This is a genomic window from Paenibacillus sp. BR1-192 (assembly GCF_029542445.1).
In the GTDB taxonomy this organism is placed as follows: Bacteria; Bacillota; Bacilli; order Paenibacillales; family Paenibacillaceae; genus Paenibacillus_AQ; species Paenibacillus_AQ lautus_A.
In genome coordinates this window covers 5,092,092-5,107,887 of sequence record NZ_CP120718.1, presented here as the reverse complement: position 1 = coordinate 5,107,887, position 15,796 = coordinate 5,092,092, and the positions used below count along the sequence as shown (strand labels likewise).

18 protein-coding genes and 1 pseudogene are annotated in these 15,796 nt (G+C 45.4%); 8 read left to right on the top strand and 11 right to left on the bottom strand.

Annotated features, from left to right (window positions below; translation table 11 throughout):
• Nucleotides 1-3 precede the first annotated feature (3 nt).
• Together P0X86_RS22985 and P0X86_RS22980 are read right to left on the bottom strand one after the other, a co-directional pair.
• Entirely contained in the window at nt 4-966 is a 963-nt protein-coding gene (locus tag P0X86_RS22985) for an ABC transporter permease (RefSeq protein ID WP_213579352.1), read from the bottom strand.
• Nucleotides 967-1,036: 70 nt separating this feature from the next.
• Nucleotides 1,037-2,632: an extracellular solute-binding protein gene (locus P0X86_RS22980; RefSeq protein WP_213579351.1), complete on the bottom strand. Its 1,596-nt coding sequence runs from the start codon at nt 2,630-2,632 to the stop codon at nt 1,037-1,039.
• 197 nt (nt 2,633-2,829) lie between these two features.
• Between P0X86_RS22980 and P0X86_RS22975 the strand changes: the two genes are divergently transcribed.
• Complete coding sequence (locus tag P0X86_RS22975) at nt 2,830-3,105, top strand: YciI family protein (RefSeq protein WP_213579350.1); 276 nt, start codon at nt 2,830-2,832, stop codon at nt 3,103-3,105.
• 188 nt (nt 3,106-3,293) lie between these two features.
• Nucleotides 3,294-3,818 carry a P-loop nucleotide/nucleoside kinase family protein gene (locus tag P0X86_RS22970; RefSeq protein ID WP_277746555.1) on the top strand — a complete coding sequence of 175 codons (525 nt, stop codon included), beginning with the start codon at nt 3,294-3,296 and terminating at the stop codon, nt 3,816-3,818.
• Nucleotides 3,819-3,899: 81 nt separating this feature from the next.
• On the opposite strand, the gene P0X86_RS22965 is transcribed toward P0X86_RS22970, so the two are convergent.
• Genes P0X86_RS22965 through P0X86_RS22950 form a run of 4 tightly spaced genes read right to left on the bottom strand, consistent with a single transcriptional unit; the run spans nt 3,900 to nt 7,394 of the window.
• Nucleotides 3,900-4,601 (bottom strand): ABC transporter permease, encoded by a 702-nt coding sequence (locus tag P0X86_RS22965; protein WP_192571082.1) that lies wholly within the window; start codon nt 4,599-4,601, stop codon nt 3,900-3,902.
• A gap of 12 nt (nt 4,602-4,613) precedes the next feature.
• Nucleotides 4,614-5,516, bottom strand: coding sequence for a glycine betaine ABC transporter substrate-binding protein (locus P0X86_RS22960; RefSeq protein WP_481858310.1), 903 nt, complete (start codon nt 5,514-5,516; stop codon nt 4,614-4,616).
• A gap of 47 nt (nt 5,517-5,563) precedes the next feature.
• Nucleotides 5,564-6,229, bottom strand: coding sequence for an ABC transporter permease (locus P0X86_RS22955; protein WP_277746553.1), 666 nt, complete (start codon nt 6,227-6,229; stop codon nt 5,564-5,566).
• A 1-nt stretch (nt 6,230) separates the two neighbouring features.
• A complete protein-coding gene (locus tag P0X86_RS22950; protein ID WP_277746552.1) occupies nt 6,231-7,394 on the bottom strand; it encodes an ABC transporter ATP-binding protein in 1,164 nt (387 codons plus the stop codon).
• A 774-nt stretch (nt 7,395-8,168) separates the two neighbouring features.
• Between P0X86_RS22950 and P0X86_RS22945 the strand changes: the two genes are divergently transcribed.
• Nucleotides 8,169-8,783, top strand: coding sequence for an alpha/beta hydrolase (locus tag P0X86_RS22945; RefSeq protein ID WP_277746551.1), 615 nt, complete (start codon nt 8,169-8,171; stop codon nt 8,781-8,783).
• 319 nt (nt 8,784-9,102) lie between these two features.
• Here P0X86_RS22945 and P0X86_RS22940 read toward each other — a convergent pair whose 3' ends face one another.
• Nucleotides 9,103-9,186: a putative holin-like toxin gene (locus P0X86_RS22940; RefSeq protein WP_222125850.1), complete on the bottom strand. Its 84-nt coding sequence runs from the start codon at nt 9,184-9,186 to the stop codon at nt 9,103-9,105.
• Nucleotides 9,187-9,364: 178 nt separating this feature from the next.
• Between P0X86_RS22940 and P0X86_RS22935 the strand changes: the two genes are divergently transcribed.
• The 3 genes from P0X86_RS22935 (at nt 9,365) to P0X86_RS22925 (ending at nt 11,753) form a co-directional block, all read left to right on the top strand.
• Nucleotides 9,365-9,913, top strand: a complete 549-nt coding sequence (locus P0X86_RS22935) for a GNAT family N-acetyltransferase (RefSeq protein WP_277746550.1) — start codon at nt 9,365-9,367, stop codon at nt 9,911-9,913.
• An 89-nt stretch (nt 9,914-10,002) separates the two neighbouring features.
• Nucleotides 10,003-10,356 carry an acylphosphatase gene (locus tag P0X86_RS22930; RefSeq protein ID WP_277746549.1) on the top strand — a complete coding sequence of 118 codons (354 nt, stop codon included), beginning with the start codon at nt 10,003-10,005 and terminating at the stop codon, nt 10,354-10,356.
• Nucleotides 10,357-10,577: 221 nt separating this feature from the next.
• A complete protein-coding gene (locus P0X86_RS22925) occupies nt 10,578-11,753 on the top strand; it encodes an alanyl-tRNA editing protein (RefSeq protein ID WP_277746548.1) in 1,176 nt (391 codons plus the stop codon).
• Nucleotides 11,754-12,009: 256 nt separating this feature from the next.
• Here P0X86_RS22925 and P0X86_RS22920 read toward each other — a convergent pair whose 3' ends face one another.
• From P0X86_RS22920 to P0X86_RS22910, 3 genes are all read right to left on the bottom strand, one after another.
• Nucleotides 12,010-12,768, bottom strand: a complete 759-nt coding sequence (locus P0X86_RS22920; protein ID WP_277746547.1) for a prolipoprotein diacylglyceryl transferase — start codon at nt 12,766-12,768, stop codon at nt 12,010-12,012.
• Between the two features lie 88 nt (nt 12,769-12,856).
• On the bottom strand, nt 12,857-13,657 hold the full coding sequence (locus tag P0X86_RS22915; protein WP_277746546.1) for a M56 family metallopeptidase: 801 nt from the start codon (nt 13,655-13,657) through the stop codon (nt 12,857-12,859).
• Nucleotides 13,654-14,085: a BlaI/MecI/CopY family transcriptional regulator gene (locus P0X86_RS22910; RefSeq protein ID WP_036664254.1), complete on the bottom strand. Its 432-nt coding sequence runs from the start codon at nt 14,083-14,085 to the stop codon at nt 13,654-13,656. The genes P0X86_RS22915 and P0X86_RS22910 overlap by 4 nt, the downstream gene beginning before the upstream one ends.
• 246 nt (nt 14,086-14,331) lie before the next feature.
• Between P0X86_RS22910 and P0X86_RS22905 the strand changes: the two are divergent.
• Nucleotides 14,332-14,827, top strand: a pseudogene (locus P0X86_RS22905) (GNAT family N-acetyltransferase).
• The gene (locus P0X86_RS22900; protein ID WP_277746545.1) at nt 14,824-15,330 is read left to right on the top strand and encodes a DUF6985 domain-containing protein; all 507 of its coding nucleotides are present in this window, start codon (nt 14,824-14,826) and stop codon (nt 15,328-15,330) included. The pseudogene P0X86_RS22905 and the gene P0X86_RS22900 overlap by 4 nt, the downstream one beginning before the upstream one ends.
• 168 nt (nt 15,331-15,498) lie before the next feature.
• On the opposite strand, the gene P0X86_RS22895 is transcribed toward P0X86_RS22900, so the two are convergent.
• A complete protein-coding gene (locus P0X86_RS22895) occupies nt 15,499-15,753 on the bottom strand; it encodes an excalibur calcium-binding domain-containing protein (protein WP_277749079.1) in 255 nt (84 codons plus the stop codon).
• Nucleotides 15,754-15,796: the final 43 nt, after the last annotated feature.

Below are 15,796 nucleotides of genomic sequence, written 5' to 3'. Positions count from 1 at the left end.
CCCTTACCACAATTTATGTTCACTCACTCGTTTGCTAATGGAATTGGCGAGTACAATCAGAATGAAGCTGATGACCGAATTGAATAGTCCAACGGCAGCGGTATAACCGAAATCGGCTCCCAGGATACCTTTCCTGAATACATAGGTAGAGATGACATCGGCCGTCTCATAGGTCATCGGATTGTACATCAAAATAATTTTCTCGCTCCCGACGGAAAGCATGGATCCCATGTTGAGAATGAGCAATATCACAATGGTCGGCATGATCCCGGGCAGGGTAATATGCAAGGTCTGTTTCCATCGTCCCGCTCCGTCAATCCTGGCCGCATCATAGAGAGTGGGATCAATGTTGGCTATGGCGGCGAGATAGATAATAGAGCCCCATCCGATTCCCTGCCAGACGCCGGAAGATACGTACATGAACCGAAACCACCCCGGCTCCTGCATGAATGCAATCGGTTCAAGTCCCATCATGCCAAGAAGTTGATTCACCAGACCGTCGCGGGCAAAGAAATCAATCATCATCCCGACCACAACGACGATGGAGATAAAGTGCGGGAGATAGCTTATCGTCTGTACGATCCGTTTAAAAAAACTCCTGCGAATCTCATTTAGCAATAAGGCAAGTATGATCGAAGCGGGGAACGCAAACAGCAATTCATAGATATTGATCAGCAAGGTGTTCCGAATCAGTCTCCAAAAGTAGTAGTTTCCAAAAAAACTTTCAAAATGATCGAAACCCATCCATGGACTTCCCCAAATTCCGTCGGCAAGTCCGTAATCTTTAAAAGCGATTTGCAGACCATACATGGGTCCGTAATGAAAAACGATGTAGTAGGCAACGACGGGCAGCAGGATAAGATAAATGTAGCGGTTCCGAATGATGTCCTTTTTTATCATGCTCCATTTCTTCTCTGCCCGGTTCCCCGTTGCCGTCTTCACAGAGTTTCTCTGTACATTAGGCATGGTTTACTCCTTCTTTGAATACCGGAGAACGGCAAGCCGCAAGCTTTCCGTCTCCAGTGTAGTAGACGTTTTATCGGTCGTTGTAGCGTTCCAATCCGGATTGCTGCATTTGAATTGCCTCGTCGATACCCATGCTTTTCAGGGTAGCGACATACTCATCGAACTTATCCAGCGATTCTGCGCCCATAATGAATTTAACGATCATTTCATTTTTATACGTATCGATATCGTTCATGATCGAGGCATATCGGCTATTGTTTTCCCGGGCGATGGTGATCGGAGGCATTCTTTTTTCATTCGAAGGTTCTGCCCACACTGTCAAAGCCTCTTGCTGCTCCGGTCTGGCCGCATATTGCTCCATATAGCGTACATCCTGCAAGAAAGGACCCGCATCAGCGGATAAGACATGCTTTTTAACGGATTGGGCAAGCGGCAATCCTTCCGGATTGTTCATGACGGAGTCCGTATACTTCGGATAACCGTTATCCATCGTATAGGATACGCCTTCTTTACCGAAGTTCATGATCATTCGTCCTTCTTCACTATAGAAGTAATCGAAGAATTTTACAGTTTCAGCAACGTGCTTGTTGCTTCCGGTTATAGCAGTGAATATGCCTACAATTTGATTGTCCATTTGACCGAATATTGGTTTATCGCCAGATTGCAATGTCGGATAGGGTGTGGCAACAAGCTTGAATTGCGGTTCCTTGGACTCCATTAAATCCATAAACCTGCCCATGCCTCCGCCTACAGCCATAACAGCCGCACCGACCTGATTGCCGGTTATTTTCGCATCGTACATTTTGCTGTCATTGGCTGCAAAGTCTTTGTCCAGCAAGCCCTCATTGTACCAACGGTTCATAGTTGTAAGGTATTGCTTATATTCGGGTTGAACGGGGCCATATTTGACCGTATTTCCTTCGTGATAGAAGCCGTTCGGGATGCCAAAAGCGCCAGTAAAAGCAAGCTCGCCTGCTCCCATCATGATCGGAATTTCATCCGCCTTTCCGTTTCCGTTGGGATCTTGTTCCTTAAACGCTTTCAAAACGGTATACCATTCGTCGATGGTTCTAGGAGTAGGCAAATCCAACTTGTCCAACCAATCTTTACGTACAACCGGGCCGGAGTGGGTTTGCAGTTTTCTCACGGGGCGGATGAATGGGAAACCGATAATATCGCCATCGTCCGTCGAAGCCTGTCTTCTCCATTCCGGGTTTTCGTCCAGCAGCTTTTTGAAGTTAGGCGCATCGTCCAAATAGTCGTTTAATGGAATGATTTTACCATCCTTAATCGCTTTTTGAGCGCCTCCCGGATAATTATTCCACGTATACTCAACGACATCGGGTAGCGATTTCGAGGCCATCATCAAGTTGAATTGTTCGCCAGCTTGGCCTTGGGCCGGGTGTTGGTAATCGATTTTGACACCGGTTTTATTTTCGATTTCTTGAATAGCGGTAATCTCACCATAGCTTTTCATAATGGCGGCTGCGTCGGAATGCATCTGTTTCCAATACGATAAGTTGCTCAAAGGTTGGGTTGACTCTGTGGATTCCGTACTCCCCTTTGGCATTTCCTCACTGCTGCAGCCGACAATCGCTGTGGCAGCCAGTCCCAGACATGTTATAACCGGTATAAGCTTTTTGATGATGTTCCTGCTCATCTGCATAAACCGTAGTTCCTCCTCCATATTTGATGTGCTTTTGACATATTCAGCATAAAGGATGGTTGTTTTTTCCGGAATCATATAAAATCAGGAAAGGGTTGCCATTATTAAGATCAAGCACTGGCGAATATAAAACTGAATCGACCATATTAAAGATTGTCCCTTCTACAGTGGGGAGAATGTGTGAGGAGGGGAAGAAGATGACATTTATTTATTTAATGAACAATCAAAAACCGTTAAATCATGAAATCATTAAGGGTCATGTGGAGTATTTAAGAGGCTTAGAATCGCAAGGCAAACTTATGCTGTGTGGCCCTTTTGCGGATTATCCTGGAGGAATCGTCATCATTCAAGCAGAGGATTTAATGGAAGCAACGGACATTGCCAATTCTGACCCATTTATTGCATCGGGGTGCAAATCATATGAAATCAGAACGCTAATGCTGGCTAATGAAGAAAATAATTATTTACTTTAAGATATGATACATCTTGCAATTCAACTGTTAGGGAATTCCCGAAAAACAGAAAGGACAAAAAATGATCTATAGAAGAAAAACTTATATAGTTGAACCATCTTTGATCGAGAGGAATTTGTGATAAGCACAGTACCTAGAGAAAAATCAATATTAGATTAGTTGAAATAAGAGTAAAGCGAGGTGCTGAAGTGTATTTTCTCCAAATGTCGGGTTTTCCGGGCTCGGGAAAATCAACGCTTGCTAGACGAATTGCCAATATAACTGGGGCTGTCATTGTTGACCATGATATATCTAAAACGGCAATATTAAAGTCAACAGAAGGACTTGATATTGAAATGAAACATCTTGGCAAAATTTCATACACGGTTGATTGGGATTTGGTCGAGTTTTATTTATCGCAAGGTCATGATGTTATATTTGATGCTCCTTGTTTATATTCGGAGATGGTTGATCAAGGATTGCGATTAGCAAAGAAATATCACGCCAAGTACAAATATATAGAATGTTACCTTAACGATTACAAGGAAATTAGTAACAGGCTTCAAAATCGAAAACGAATGATAAGCCAAATATCGGAGACGACTGAAGAATCATTTATATCTGGTTTAAATGAAAGTAAACGACCATTAGATATAAAGTATCTGACTATTGATTCTTCGCAATCCATTGAAAGTTACTTAAACAATGTCTTGGATTATCTAAAGGAAAAATAATACTAACAACTAAAAGAAAGGAGCACCCCGCAAGATCGAAGATCTCTTGGAATGCCCCTTAGAATGTACCCTCTATAAACCTCAGTTTATATTTTGCATTTTCGCAGGCGATGGAGCCGCACCGGCTGACTTCCGTTTGGCCAGATCCAGCTTACGCTGCAGCATGCCGAGCACGATATCCGCAACGATTGCCAGCACCGCGGCAGGAATGGCGCCTGCAAAAATCCGCAGGGAGTTATTGCTGTTTAGTCCAGCGTAAATTTCTCGTCCCAGACCGCCTCCTCCCACGAGGGGAGCGATCGTTACCACGCCGATGGCAATAACGGCCGCGATACGCAGGCCCGACATGATGTACGTCAGCGCCAGCGGAAAACGTACTTTCACGAGCATTTGGAAGGGGCTCATCCCGATACCTTTTCCCGATTCCAGGTAGCTGGGATCCACCTGTTTTAACCCCACGTACGTATTCCGCGCGATTGGATTCAGGGAATACAGGAAGAGTCCCACCATGACCGTTGTCGTTCCGAGCCCCATCCATAACATGAGAACCACGAGCATGGCCAAGCTTGGTACCACCTGTAGAATGTTGGTGATAAACAAAATGACCTTGGCCGCCCATTTACTCTTAGAGCAGAGGATGCCAAGCGGCACCCCGACGATGAATGCCAGCCCCAGCCCGATAACCACCATCGTAATATGCTGGATGAAATACTCCCAGAGCAATTCTTGATTTCGTGATACATACGACAAAAAGTCGGCAAATGTTAAATGTTCACTTTCCATGCTTACCCTCCTTTAGCTTTTCAAGAAGCCCTGCTCTTTCAAGTACGCGATCGCGACCTCACGCTCGCTTTTCTTCTCAATATCCACCTGATAATTAAGCGATATCATCGTATCTGCATCCAGATGACCGATTAAAGGCGCTATCGTATCCTCAATTTCAGGATGCTTCTTCAAAAGGTCCGAACGCAATACCGGACTTGCATCATAGGGAGGGAAGAATTGCTGGTCATCCTGAAGCGTCTGCAATTGGTAGGCTTTCAGCCGGGAATCCGTGGAATAGGCCAACACGATATCCACCTGCTCATTGGCTACCGCGCTGTAGACCAGGCTGATTTCCATGGGGAAGACCTGACCGAATTTGATGTCGTATGCTTTGGAGAATGCCGGATATCCATCCGTACTTCTCTCCAGCCACGTCGTATCTACCCCAAGCTTCATGGAGGCCATGTCTTTTTTGACGTCGGAAATTTTGGTGTACCCGTTGGCTTCGGAAAGATCCTTTCTTACCGTGAACGCGTAGGTGTTCTCAAAACCCAGCGGATTCATCCAGGTGAACCCGAAGTGTTCCTGGAATCCCTCTTGTGCCTCCTTCAAGACTTTATCGCGGTCTTTGGTGCCGCTGATCGGGAAATGGTTGTTGAATATCTCGCCGGTATATAGCGTCGCCATCTGAACGTCGTTTCGCTTCATCGCATTGATGACCAATGAACTTGATGCCAGATCCGGGATAACATCCACCTTCAGATTGGTTTGGTCTTCAATCAGCGCTTTATACATTTCAGCAATAATCTTGGTTTCGGTATAGGTTTGCGTCCCGATGGTGATGTCACTTTGAATTCCGCATGCGGAGGTAAAAGCGGCAAGGGCCATCAGGCAGACTAACATCGGTATCCTTTTCAGCTTGTTCAGTTTCATCACGCCTTCCTTGTTCCGTCCCGTCCGCTGTTTACGGTTGAAGTTAATCATATCGCAGCGTCCCGGGTTTGATTCTGATGGTAGTGCTTGCTCAGCCAGCCCTCCAGCAGACCAAGCAGTCCGTCAGCTACAAGCGCCAACAGAATTGCACCGATGCCACCGATGAATATCATCTCGGGCTTGTTGACCCCAAGTCCGGATACGATAAGCTGGCCTAACCCGCCAGCACCGATCAAGGAAGCCAGGGTTGCCCAGCTGATGATATACACGGTCGTAATGCGGACACCGGACATGATGTAAGGAAGCGATAGGGGAAGCTGAATCTTCAAAATCGTTTGTGCGGTGCTGTATCCCATCCCCCTGGCTGAATTGAGCACGCCTTTATCCACGGAGTGAAAACCGTCATAGGTATTCCGCAGGATGGGCATCAGGGAATACAGAAACAATGCGAGTATGGCCGGCTTCATGCCGATCCCGAGCAGCGGAATCAGAATCGCCAGGAGCGCCAGGCTGGGAACCGTCTGAAACAAATTTGCAACGAAAAAGGTGATGCTGTTCAACCAGCTGACCCGGTTGTAGACCAGCAGGATTCCGATCGGTACGGCAATCACAGTCCCGAGCAGCACGGCAGAGAATGAGAGGACCAGATGCTCCTGCAATGCCTTCAGAATATCCGGATAACGATCCGTGATGAAGCTCCAAAATGCATTCATATCACTCACCCTCTCCGTTCAGCTCCGGAGGAACCATCGTTGGATAGACTTCGGCCAGATGTTTAACCACACTGCCTCTTGTGATTAATCCGAGGAACCGGTTATTGCTGTCTACGACAGGGAGGTTGCTGAGCTGGTGGCTGTCCATAATCTCGATGGCCTGGGCAAGGGTGCTTCCCGAAGCCACGGAAAAACGGACCGGATGCATCACATCCGCCACGGTTTTGCCTTCCTCGCCGTATTGGTCGAGAACCCGGTAGATCGAAACCGCGCCTTGAAGCTGACGGTTACGATCCACGATCAGCAGCGAATCGACCCGCTTCATTTCCATCATCTTGATGGCTTCAGCCAATCCCCGGCTCGGGAATGCCGTGACCGGATTCGTAATCATCACTTCATCCACAAGCGGAATTTCATAGGCGCTTTCATTCTCATTTTGCAGACGTTTCGAACCGATAAAGTCACGCACAAAATCATTTGCGGGATGCCTTAAAATGCTGTCCGGTTTACCCGTTTGAACCACTTCGCCATCTTTCATCAGAACGATGGTGTCCGCGATTTTAATAGCTTCGTCCATATCATGCGTTACAAAAATAATGGTCTTATTGAGCTCCTGCTGAAGCCGGATCAGCTCATCCTGAAGCTGCTCGCGGCTGATGGGATCCAGTGCGGAGAACGGCTCGTCCATCAGGATGATATCGGGTTCCGCCGCAAGCGCCCGCACGACGCCTACGCGCTGCTGTTGTCCGCCGCTTAGCTCGGATGGATAGCGAGTGCCATAAATGGTGTGATCCAGTCCGACCATGTCCAACAATTCATTTACTTTTTGATCTGTTTTGTCTTTATCCCACTTCTTCAGACGCGGAACCACGCCCGCGTTCCTGGATATATTCATATGCGGAAATAAACCAACGCTTTGAATGACATAGCCGATATTGCGCCGCAGTTCAACCGGATTCAATCTGGAGATATCCTGGCCGTCAATCAGAACTTTGCCCGACGATGGCGTATTAAGCGCGTTGATCAGCTTCATGGTTGTTGATTTGCCGCAGCCGCTCGGACCGATGAGGACGGTAATTTCCCCTTTTTTGAATTCGAGATTAATGTCCTTCAGCGCGTGAAAGCCATTATCATAAACCTTATTCACATGCTCCAGTACTATCATTCAATCGCCCCTTTGCAAGCAGTATCCATATTATGCGGAGCATTTGGCATATCATCCATCGGGGACCCAAAAAAGAGTTGAGGAAAAGTATATTGCTGAGTAGGGAAGGCGGCAGCCTCGTTATGTAGATACAGAAATGAAGCTAAGCAAGTTAGCTCTAAAAGAAATCAAAATGGAATAGGATTAAGCGCATCATCAAGGGGTGGAGAAAACCAAGAGGAAACCCTGCGGGTATTAACAATTTAAGCCGGCAATCTTTGTTATGGCATAGACTTACATGCCCCAAATTCCACCTTTATATGCATATTAGCTTTCTAAGCGGTGTGCAATCCCTTATTACATCCATCCGAAGGAAGTATTCCAAGCCTTTTAGCCCCTATTCGTATATAAGGATCATTTGTGTCTTCATCCATGAATCCTGATATACCTGTGAGAATCAAGCAGCTACGCCACTGCTTCTCTCAGCCCAAATGGATATATGCAAAATGCGTTTGCAGGCAACGAGTCCTTGTTGAGTAGGACCGTATAACTGCAACGGTGCAATAATATGTTTTATACATTTACCCACTTTGTCAAGGGATGAAACATGTACATCGAACGATTTTGAAGATTTGGTCCCTATGGGCCAGAAGCGTCCTCGGAGGTAGGAGATATCCTGCCAATGGCTGGGAGTATTTACGAAGAGCGCGAATACACGTAATATGGAGGTGCTGATGAAGTGCGGAGATAAGATGTTAGCTGAAAAATCACCTGAAGCCGGAGAGGATGGAGACCATGAAATTAGAGATTTTAACGGTGCCCTCGTTTTGGAAAACGGAAATGAGACAAAAATATTATCAACTTCAAGAGGACAATAGTAAATTGGTTGTTCTGTTTCCTGGAAAAAACTATCCCTGTGATAAGCCCATTCTACATTTTGCTGGAACTTCCGCGATTCAAAGTGGTTATGACTTAATGGTACTTGAATATGGATTTCAAGCCGCGAGAACGGATTTGGATATTCATGATCTGCAAAGAGTAATAGAAGAGTGCCACGAATCGGTTCAACGAATCATAAGCAAGTATAAAGAGATTGTGTTTATTAGTAAGAGCATAGGCACAATCGTCGCTGGAGAAGTTCATGAAAAACTTGAAATTCCAATAAAACATCTATTTTTGACGCCGATTAAAGACACCATTCACTATATCAACAGGTTTAAGGGACTTGTGGTTTATGGTTCGAAGGATGAAGTGTTTAATCATGAACTTGCCAACCAAGTTATACTAGACAAGGCCACAGAGGTCATCGAAATTCCTAATGCCAACCATTCTTTAGAGACCAATCATGCTTCGGAAAGCGTTGAGGTTCTAAGCAAACTGGTAGGGATATATACGAATTTTCTAAATTAGAGTAAGTTCTGTATGAAAAACAAGACGAATTTGTCTAATTCGAGACATTCGTCCCTCGTCCGGCAGTGAAGCTATTATATTAGTTCTCGAGTTCGTGATAACAACGTTTTGTGAGATAGCTGCGTACAATACATTTGAAACGCTACTGTAAAAATAAACTAATAAAATCCTATAAAACCGTTATAAAATGAGTTATACTGAGGTAAGAATGAGTAAGGAGCCGTGCGGGAACACGACTCCAGAGTACAATAACTGCATAAAGAGCAGTCGGCCACACTAGTTAGGTCGAGAAATAGACCGTTACCTTAGCCAGGGCGGTCTATTTCTTTTTCATGTAGGTGAGCAATGCCAAAATGAACATGCCGAACATGAACATTAAGGAGATAGCATCTTTGACCTCCATGGGCATCACCTCCCTTCGGGGAGATTAGCCGACCGCCCTTATAGCCGATTATTGTACTAGAAAATTATAACATATAAAACCAGAACACATATCATTGAAATACTAATAATTGGAATACATAAGTTTGTAGATACAGAAACGTTTAGAGAAATGACCCAAAACATGTAAGGAGAACAACATGCCTCAATTCCCCCTAATAGAAACGGAAAGATTGGTATTAAGACAAATTAAAGCAGAGGATTCTAGAGACATCTTTCATTATTTCTCTATGGACACCGTTACGAAATTTTATGATGTGGAGAGTTTTACGCATATTGAACAAGCAGAAGAACTGATTCGTAGATGGAATCAAAGGTTTGAAAACAATCAGGCCATTCGTTGGGGAATCACTTTACGGTCGGAAAGCAGAGTCATTGGAACATGCGGATATCATGGTTGGATGAAACATCACTATAAAGCTGAGATTGGATATGAGCTGGCACCAGAATATTGGCGGCAAGGTTACATGACGGAGGCGATTCAGAAGATCATGGAGTTCGGATTTAACCATTTTGAATTAAACCGGATTGAAGCATTCGTAGAGCCAGAGAATACGGCATCAAGAAAGTTGCTGGAGAAGATGGGATTAAATGAAGAAGGGACATTGAAGCAGCACTTTTATTGGAGGAATCAATTTGTTGATACGGTCATCTATGCATTACTTAAAAGAGATTTTCAGGCGCGTTAAGTAGTGGTTTAATGCATCAGTGATTTATGTTGTTTACACACGATGTTGAAGTGAAGGAATCCCAATTTATATAAGGAGGCTGCGGGGAAATGAGCGTACTTAAGAAATTAAGAAATGACTATGTCATTTGGCATGCCAACCGGGTTAAGTTACCTGAACGCACACCGGGCAACATCGTCAGAAAAAAAGTTGTTTTTTCCGGTAAGGTGCAGAAGGTAGGATTTCGCTTGGAAATATATTGCATCGCTCGAAGAATGAATTTAACGGGATGGGTGAGAAATTTACAGGATGGAAGTGTGGAGGCGGAATTTCAAGGGGAAGCGTCACAAATTGATTTTCTGGTCCGTTGCATGCGTTCATTGAAACGGGCGTCCGTAAAGAAGGTGACGGTAGCTGATCTGCCTATTAAAGAGGAAGAAGAAAGCTTTATGATCGCAGAATAAAATACATGCAGCAAGCCCCGGATTCATCATGGGGAATGATTTGTACATTGCGGAAGAGGATGGAATCTATGAAATCCCGAACCTCTTATTCAAGGACCGTGCTGTTGGCATTGCCGGCAGGCGGTCTTTTTTTATTGAATGGAATTTGGCGCTGCGGGACCGTTTTATAGTAAGCTGATATCAGTATGAATTTATAACTTGGGAACTGTGAGGACATGAAGATGACAAAGAAGCTGTATTACGAATCCGCTTATACCCGGGAGTGGGAGACACGAATCACGCAGAAGCTGGAACGGGAGGACGGGACCTACCTGGTACTGGAAGAGACGGCCTTTTATCCGCATGGCGGAGGACAACCCTGTGATCTCGGGTGGATCGATAAAATCCCGGTTCTTGATGTCGTTCAGGAGGACGGAGAGATACTGCATAAAATTGAACGTTTACCGGAGAGGGAAGAGGTAACCTGCCGGCTGGATTGGGACAGAAGGTTCGACCATATGCAGCATCATAGCGGTCAGCACCTGCTGTCGGCCATGTGTCTGCAGGTATGCGAGGCGGAGACGCTCAGCTTCCACCTGGGTCAGGATTATGCCACCATCGATATCGCCCGATCGGATCTGCCTCAGCATCAGCTGATGATGCTGGAGCTGGAAGTCAACGACCAGATTTACCTTAATCGACAGGTAACGAATTATGTTGTGAGCCGGGAGCAGGCGGCCGGCCTGCCGCTGGTGAAGCAGCCGAAGGTAACCGACGATATTCGGATCGTTGAAATCGAAGGTATCGAATATAACGCATGCGGCGGCACCCATGTCTCGGCAACGGGTGAGATCGGCATGATCAAGCTGCTGAGAGCAGAGAAACAGAAGGGACATATGCGCCTTTATTTTAAGTGCGGGTATCGGGCGTTGAAAGAATTTAATGCCGGAATGGAGATCCTCGGAAGCCTGTCAGCCAGGTTCAATACGGCAAAGGAAGAGATTCTGGACCGGATTGCCAAATGGGATCAGGAGCAGAAGCAGCTCCAAGCTGAACTAAACGCAGTGAAGGCCGAGAATGACGCTTACCTGGTCGGGAAGCTGTTGGCTGAGCGCCAAGGCAGACTGGTCAAACATGTTTTTGCGGACAAGCCGATGAAGGATATGCAGAACTTGGCAGCCAAGCTTACCGAACAAGCCGAGGTTATCGTGCTTTTTGCGTCCAACTCGGACCATAAGGTGGTTCTCGCCCAAGGAGGGGAGAGCGGACCTGCTTTCGGTGCTTTTTTCAAACAGCATCTGGCCGATTATCGAGGAAAAGGCGGGGGCAGCGATAAGATTGCCCAAGCTGGTTTTAGCACCGTGGAGGATGCCATGGCATTTTACCGGTTTACGGCGCAATCATTAGGTCAGCCATAAGAGGAATAAGCGATCCGATTAGCAGAAGCCGTTCCTCAGCAGTATGCTTGATGCTAATGTCGAGCATGAACGAAGAATGCACACATGAGGTGAACAGGGGATTCAGTTTCGGCTAGCGAACAGAAGGTACCCTCGGGGCTCGGCTTTCATTGATAAAGGCCGGGCCCCGTCCTGTTTCGAGTTCTCTATGCCTCAGTCAGAAAGCACAATGCAATTAAGTCGGGTACTAGTGGATACCAATATCATGATCTGTATCCTATGTCGTCATCTTTTTTTGAGTCCGGGTTAAGAATACGATGCACGTGATCAAAACAACGGCTAATGCGATCCACTGCGAAGTAGCGAGAGCACCGAACTGGCCTCGGATGATATCGCCTCTGAAAAATTCGATAATAAATCTACCTAAACTATAAAGTATGAGATAAAGACCTGCTATTAGGCCGTTAGGTCTTTTTCTTCTAGCGATATAGATCAGCAAGAAAAAAATAGAAAAGCTGAATACACTCTCTAATATTTGCGTAGGAATGAGTTTGACATCATTCGGGGCAAGCTCGGAATCGTGAAACGTTATCCCAAACCACCCCTCCGTTTCTTCACCATAGCAGCAACCGGCGAGAAGGCAGCCGATTCTTCCAAAGCCTTGCGCTAATGCAAGGGAGGGCACAAAAAGGTCAAGGTATTTTAGAAAGTTTATCTTTTTCTTCTTGCAATAGGCATAACCGACCCCAATCCCCCCAATAATTCCACCGTACACCACGAATCCTTCCGAAAAATTCAGAACCATCGAGGGATCCTGGATGATATGGTTCATTTGAGTGATCCAAAACAAAAGCTTAGCGCCGACCAACCCGCCTAATAAGCTCCAAAAAGTCAGAGAGGAAACATGGGATAGTTCTACTTGTCTAGAAGCTGCTCTATAAGCAACAACCTTGTAAGCTATCAGGATACCGATTGCAATCATCAATCCATAGCCGTAAATGGTCAGAGGTCCGATATGAATGAGTTCATTGTGCATATGTTCATCTCCTATTTGATAAATTCTTCCGTCTAAACGCAATGCGATTGAACTACACATCGTAGTGTAATCATTCAAAAAAAAGGGATTATGAATCCCCGCCCAACATGAGGAGCAGCAAAATGGAACAGGATCTCAGAAAAGGCTTCAGCAGGGCTAACGGAACATTCACGCCTCGATCAGGCTCAAGAACCTGCATGACCCGATACTCCAATGTCGTATTCGCAAAATGCACGGCTGTCTCATATCGCTGAAGCTTACCGAGTTTCGCTAATTGTAATAAGACGCTGCCTAAATACTGCTCCGTACCCATCTGCCGGATGGCGTAGCGGTCAGCAAACAGCTCTTGCCACGTCTGATAGTAGCGAAGAATCGGTTTAACGATCGGCAAATATCCAAAGGCGTCTGCCAGCAAGGCCGAAAAAAACATTTTTAATCCATCGTAATTGCGGCAGTGATATCGTTCATGCAGTAAAATGGCCTTTATTTCCTTGTCAGTAAACATCGCTAAAACGGTAGTGGAAACGACAATTTTCGGTCGCAGAAGCCCCATCGTCAGAGCCACAAAGGCATCGTCCTGTACCACGATGATTTCCGTGCCCCAGTCGCGGTATTTGTAGTTGAGCCGCTTGGTTAATTTGTCGTGCCTGCTGGCACGGAAGTGCCTTAACCATTTGTGCGATAAAACCAACTGCCGGGTACTTCGCCAAATGATCTGACCAAGGGTATACGCAATGACAATGTCGATTAAGGCGTAATTCAGTACGGGGCCTTGAACCACTCCGTTTCGAATCTGGTATGTAATGAGCATTCCCATATGTACCATGACAACAGCTACGAATGCGATCATCAGCGCGTAGGCACATCTTAGCCGTATGGTAGGATTCATTGCTTTTTCCCGCGTTTGATATCGTTTAATTTACGCTCCAGCTTTGCGATCACCTCGGGATCGACATCATCCAGCGCATCGATCATGTGGTTCACGACCAAGCTCCCATACTCTTGAATGAGTCCCTGCGACACTTCTTTCGTCTGTTCGGTGAGAAATTGCTCCCTTGACTGCAGCGGACTGAACTTGGCTGCCCGTGTCCGGCCGGTTCCCGTCATTGCCTTTGTCAGCAGGCCTTTATCCAGAAGACGATTCATGACGGTCATCACCGTATTGATCGAGATCGGGCTCTCCTGATTCAGGATCGACTGCACTTCCTTGATACTCAGTGCCTCCGAAGACCAGAGAATATCCATAATTCTTGACTCCAGTGGTCCAAAAAATCGATTCAGGCCCTCGCCTTCGATATTCATTTTCTTAATCTTCATTCCTATCTCACCCCATACTACACATCGTAGTATGGTTATGGATAAAAGTCAACTTTCCTTCGTTCACCGCATACCTGAGCGATCATATCTTTCCCTCTGTTCGTTCTGTAGTGAATCCTTCATTTGTCGGGCGCTGTATTGGTGACTGAAAACGTCCGTGACAAAAGGTTTTTTGCCGTGCAGTCGAGAATAGAAGAACTAGGAGAAGTTCAATGAGGTTTAATTTAAAGCAAAGGGCGATTACGAATGGTAGAATTTCCGATGATTGAAACCAATAGACTGTTCATGCGAGAATTAACACTTGATGATGCTGAATCCATATACATGCACTTTTCTTACCCCGAAGTCACAAAATTTATGGATATCGAAGCATGTAAAGACATACATGAAGCAGTGGACATTATTACGTTTCATATCCATGATTCGGGCTGCAGGTACGGGCTGTTCGGAAAAGACAAGAACGAACTCATTGGAACATGTGGGTTTCATTGTTGGATAAAGGACGAAGAAGAACTGGGGGAAAGGATTCATGCAAGAGGCTTTGCATGAACTGATTCCGATAGGGTTTAATTTGATGAAACTTGATTGTATCGAAGCGACAACGGAAATTGAAAACGTTCAATCACAAAGGTTATTAGAGAAGATGGGATTCACTAAAGAGCCTGATTTAAAGGATCGTTTGATGTATTTTACATTATATAAAAATCAAAATAGAAGGATGATTCAGGAGGGGATAGAGTGACCGAAAGATTTCAGTTGAAAAACGTTGGAGTTGAGGATCCTTCAGATGATAGCGGCATGTCGGGGTTTGGGTATCTTGCGTTGTTCCAATGTAATGTCGAATATCGTTTCAGCACGGAGGACATGAGTGCGAAGGAAGCGGAAATTTACATACAAGACGTGCTGAATCAGCTGCCGGCTGAAACCGTACATGGAATATGCAAGAAAGCATGCGAGTGGAAAGACCTCAAAATGTCCAGCGATACGGCTGATTATCCTCCCGGGTTAGGTGAGGTGTATGGAGCGGATATTTTGGAGTTTATGTCCGTAGAGCAAGTTGATCTTTATCGAAATCCTTATGATCGAAACGATCATGCTTTCGGAGCCATCCTGGGTGGAGGAGCAGAGTGGGATTCTGAAAATGGCCTGGAAATTGTGATACGGGGCAGTGAGGTTCTAGAGGTGCGTGAGTATTTAGGTTATGGCGCAGACGCCATTTGGAGCGAAACCGACGAAAGTGAATAAGAAAGAGCGGTGCATCGGCAGCCAGCGATTTTTAAATCGTTTAGGATTCTGACATCCTATAACAAGGTGTCTGCGCTGATGGAAAGCAAGCAGACGAAACAAAGAGCCGACCTTAGTTTGAGAAAGACCTAAGGCTGGCTTTCGATAAAAGGTTTATCAATAAACGACTTATTTTTCACAAGCGATTAAATCTTTATCTCGATCAAGTTTCTTATTCGCATTATACAGTTCTTTGGAAACATGAGGCTTGTGTTTGGTTTTACCACCTTTGTTTTTTGCAGAGGATGATTGGGCAACTCCGCCTTTATAATCCTTTCTTAGCTCTGTACAGTTTTTATAGGACTTCGCTTTTGCAGCTGCATTAACAGAAGTAACATTCAGAGCCAACAATAATACAGAACAAACAACAATAGTTTTCTTCATCATTTAAGTTTCCCACCTTAGAAATGATGAATATATAGTAACT

Excerpts from the sequence above, each read along its gene's own strand:
- P0X86_RS22985 (WP_213579352.1), bottom strand. The coding sequence starts at position 966 with ATGCCTAATGTACAGAGAAACTCTGTGAAGACGGCAACGGGGAACCGG.
- P0X86_RS22980 (WP_213579351.1), bottom strand. The coding sequence starts at position 2,632 with ATGCAGATGAGCAGGAACATCATCAAAAAGCTTATACCGGTTATAACA.
- P0X86_RS22975 (WP_213579350.1), top strand. The coding sequence starts at position 2,830 with ATGACATTTATTTATTTAATGAACAATCAAAAACCGTTAAATCATGAA.
- P0X86_RS22965 (WP_192571082.1), bottom strand. The coding sequence starts at position 4,601 with ATGGAAAGTGAACATTTAACATTTGCCGACTTTTTGTCGTATGTATCA.
- P0X86_RS22960 (WP_481858310.1), bottom strand. The coding sequence starts at position 5,516 with ATGAAACTGAACAAGCTGAAAAGGATACCGATGTTAGTCTGCCTGATG.
- P0X86_RS22955 (WP_277746553.1), bottom strand. The coding sequence starts at position 6,229 with ATGAATGCATTTTGGAGCTTCATCACGGATCGTTATCCGGATATTCTG.
- P0X86_RS22950 (WP_277746552.1), bottom strand. The coding sequence starts at position 7,394 with ATGATAGTACTGGAGCATGTGAATAAGGTTTATGATAATGGCTTTCAC.
- P0X86_RS22945 (WP_277746551.1), top strand. The coding sequence starts at position 8,169 with ATGAAATTAGAGATTTTAACGGTGCCCTCGTTTTGGAAAACGGAAATG.
- P0X86_RS22940 (WP_222125850.1), bottom strand. The coding sequence starts at position 9,186 with ATGGAGGTCAAAGATGCTATCTCCTTAATGTTCATGTTCGGCATGTTC.
- P0X86_RS22935 (WP_277746550.1), top strand. The coding sequence starts at position 9,365 with ATGCCTCAATTCCCCCTAATAGAAACGGAAAGATTGGTATTAAGACAA.
- P0X86_RS22930 (WP_277746549.1), top strand. The coding sequence starts at position 10,003 with ATGAGCGTACTTAAGAAATTAAGAAATGACTATGTCATTTGGCATGCC.
- P0X86_RS22925 (WP_277746548.1), top strand. The coding sequence starts at position 10,578 with ATGACAAAGAAGCTGTATTACGAATCCGCTTATACCCGGGAGTGGGAG.
- P0X86_RS22920 (WP_277746547.1), bottom strand. The coding sequence starts at position 12,768 with ATGCACAATGAACTCATTCATATCGGACCTCTGACCATTTACGGCTAT.
- P0X86_RS22915 (WP_277746546.1), bottom strand. The coding sequence starts at position 13,657 with ATGAATCCTACCATACGGCTAAGATGTGCCTACGCGCTGATGATCGCA.
- P0X86_RS22910 (WP_036664254.1), bottom strand. The coding sequence starts at position 14,085 with ATGAAGATTAAGAAAATGAATATCGAAGGCGAGGGCCTGAATCGATTT.
- P0X86_RS22895 (WP_277749079.1), bottom strand. The coding sequence starts at position 15,753 with ATGAAGAAAACTATTGTTGTTTGTTCTGTATTATTGTTGGCTCTGAAT.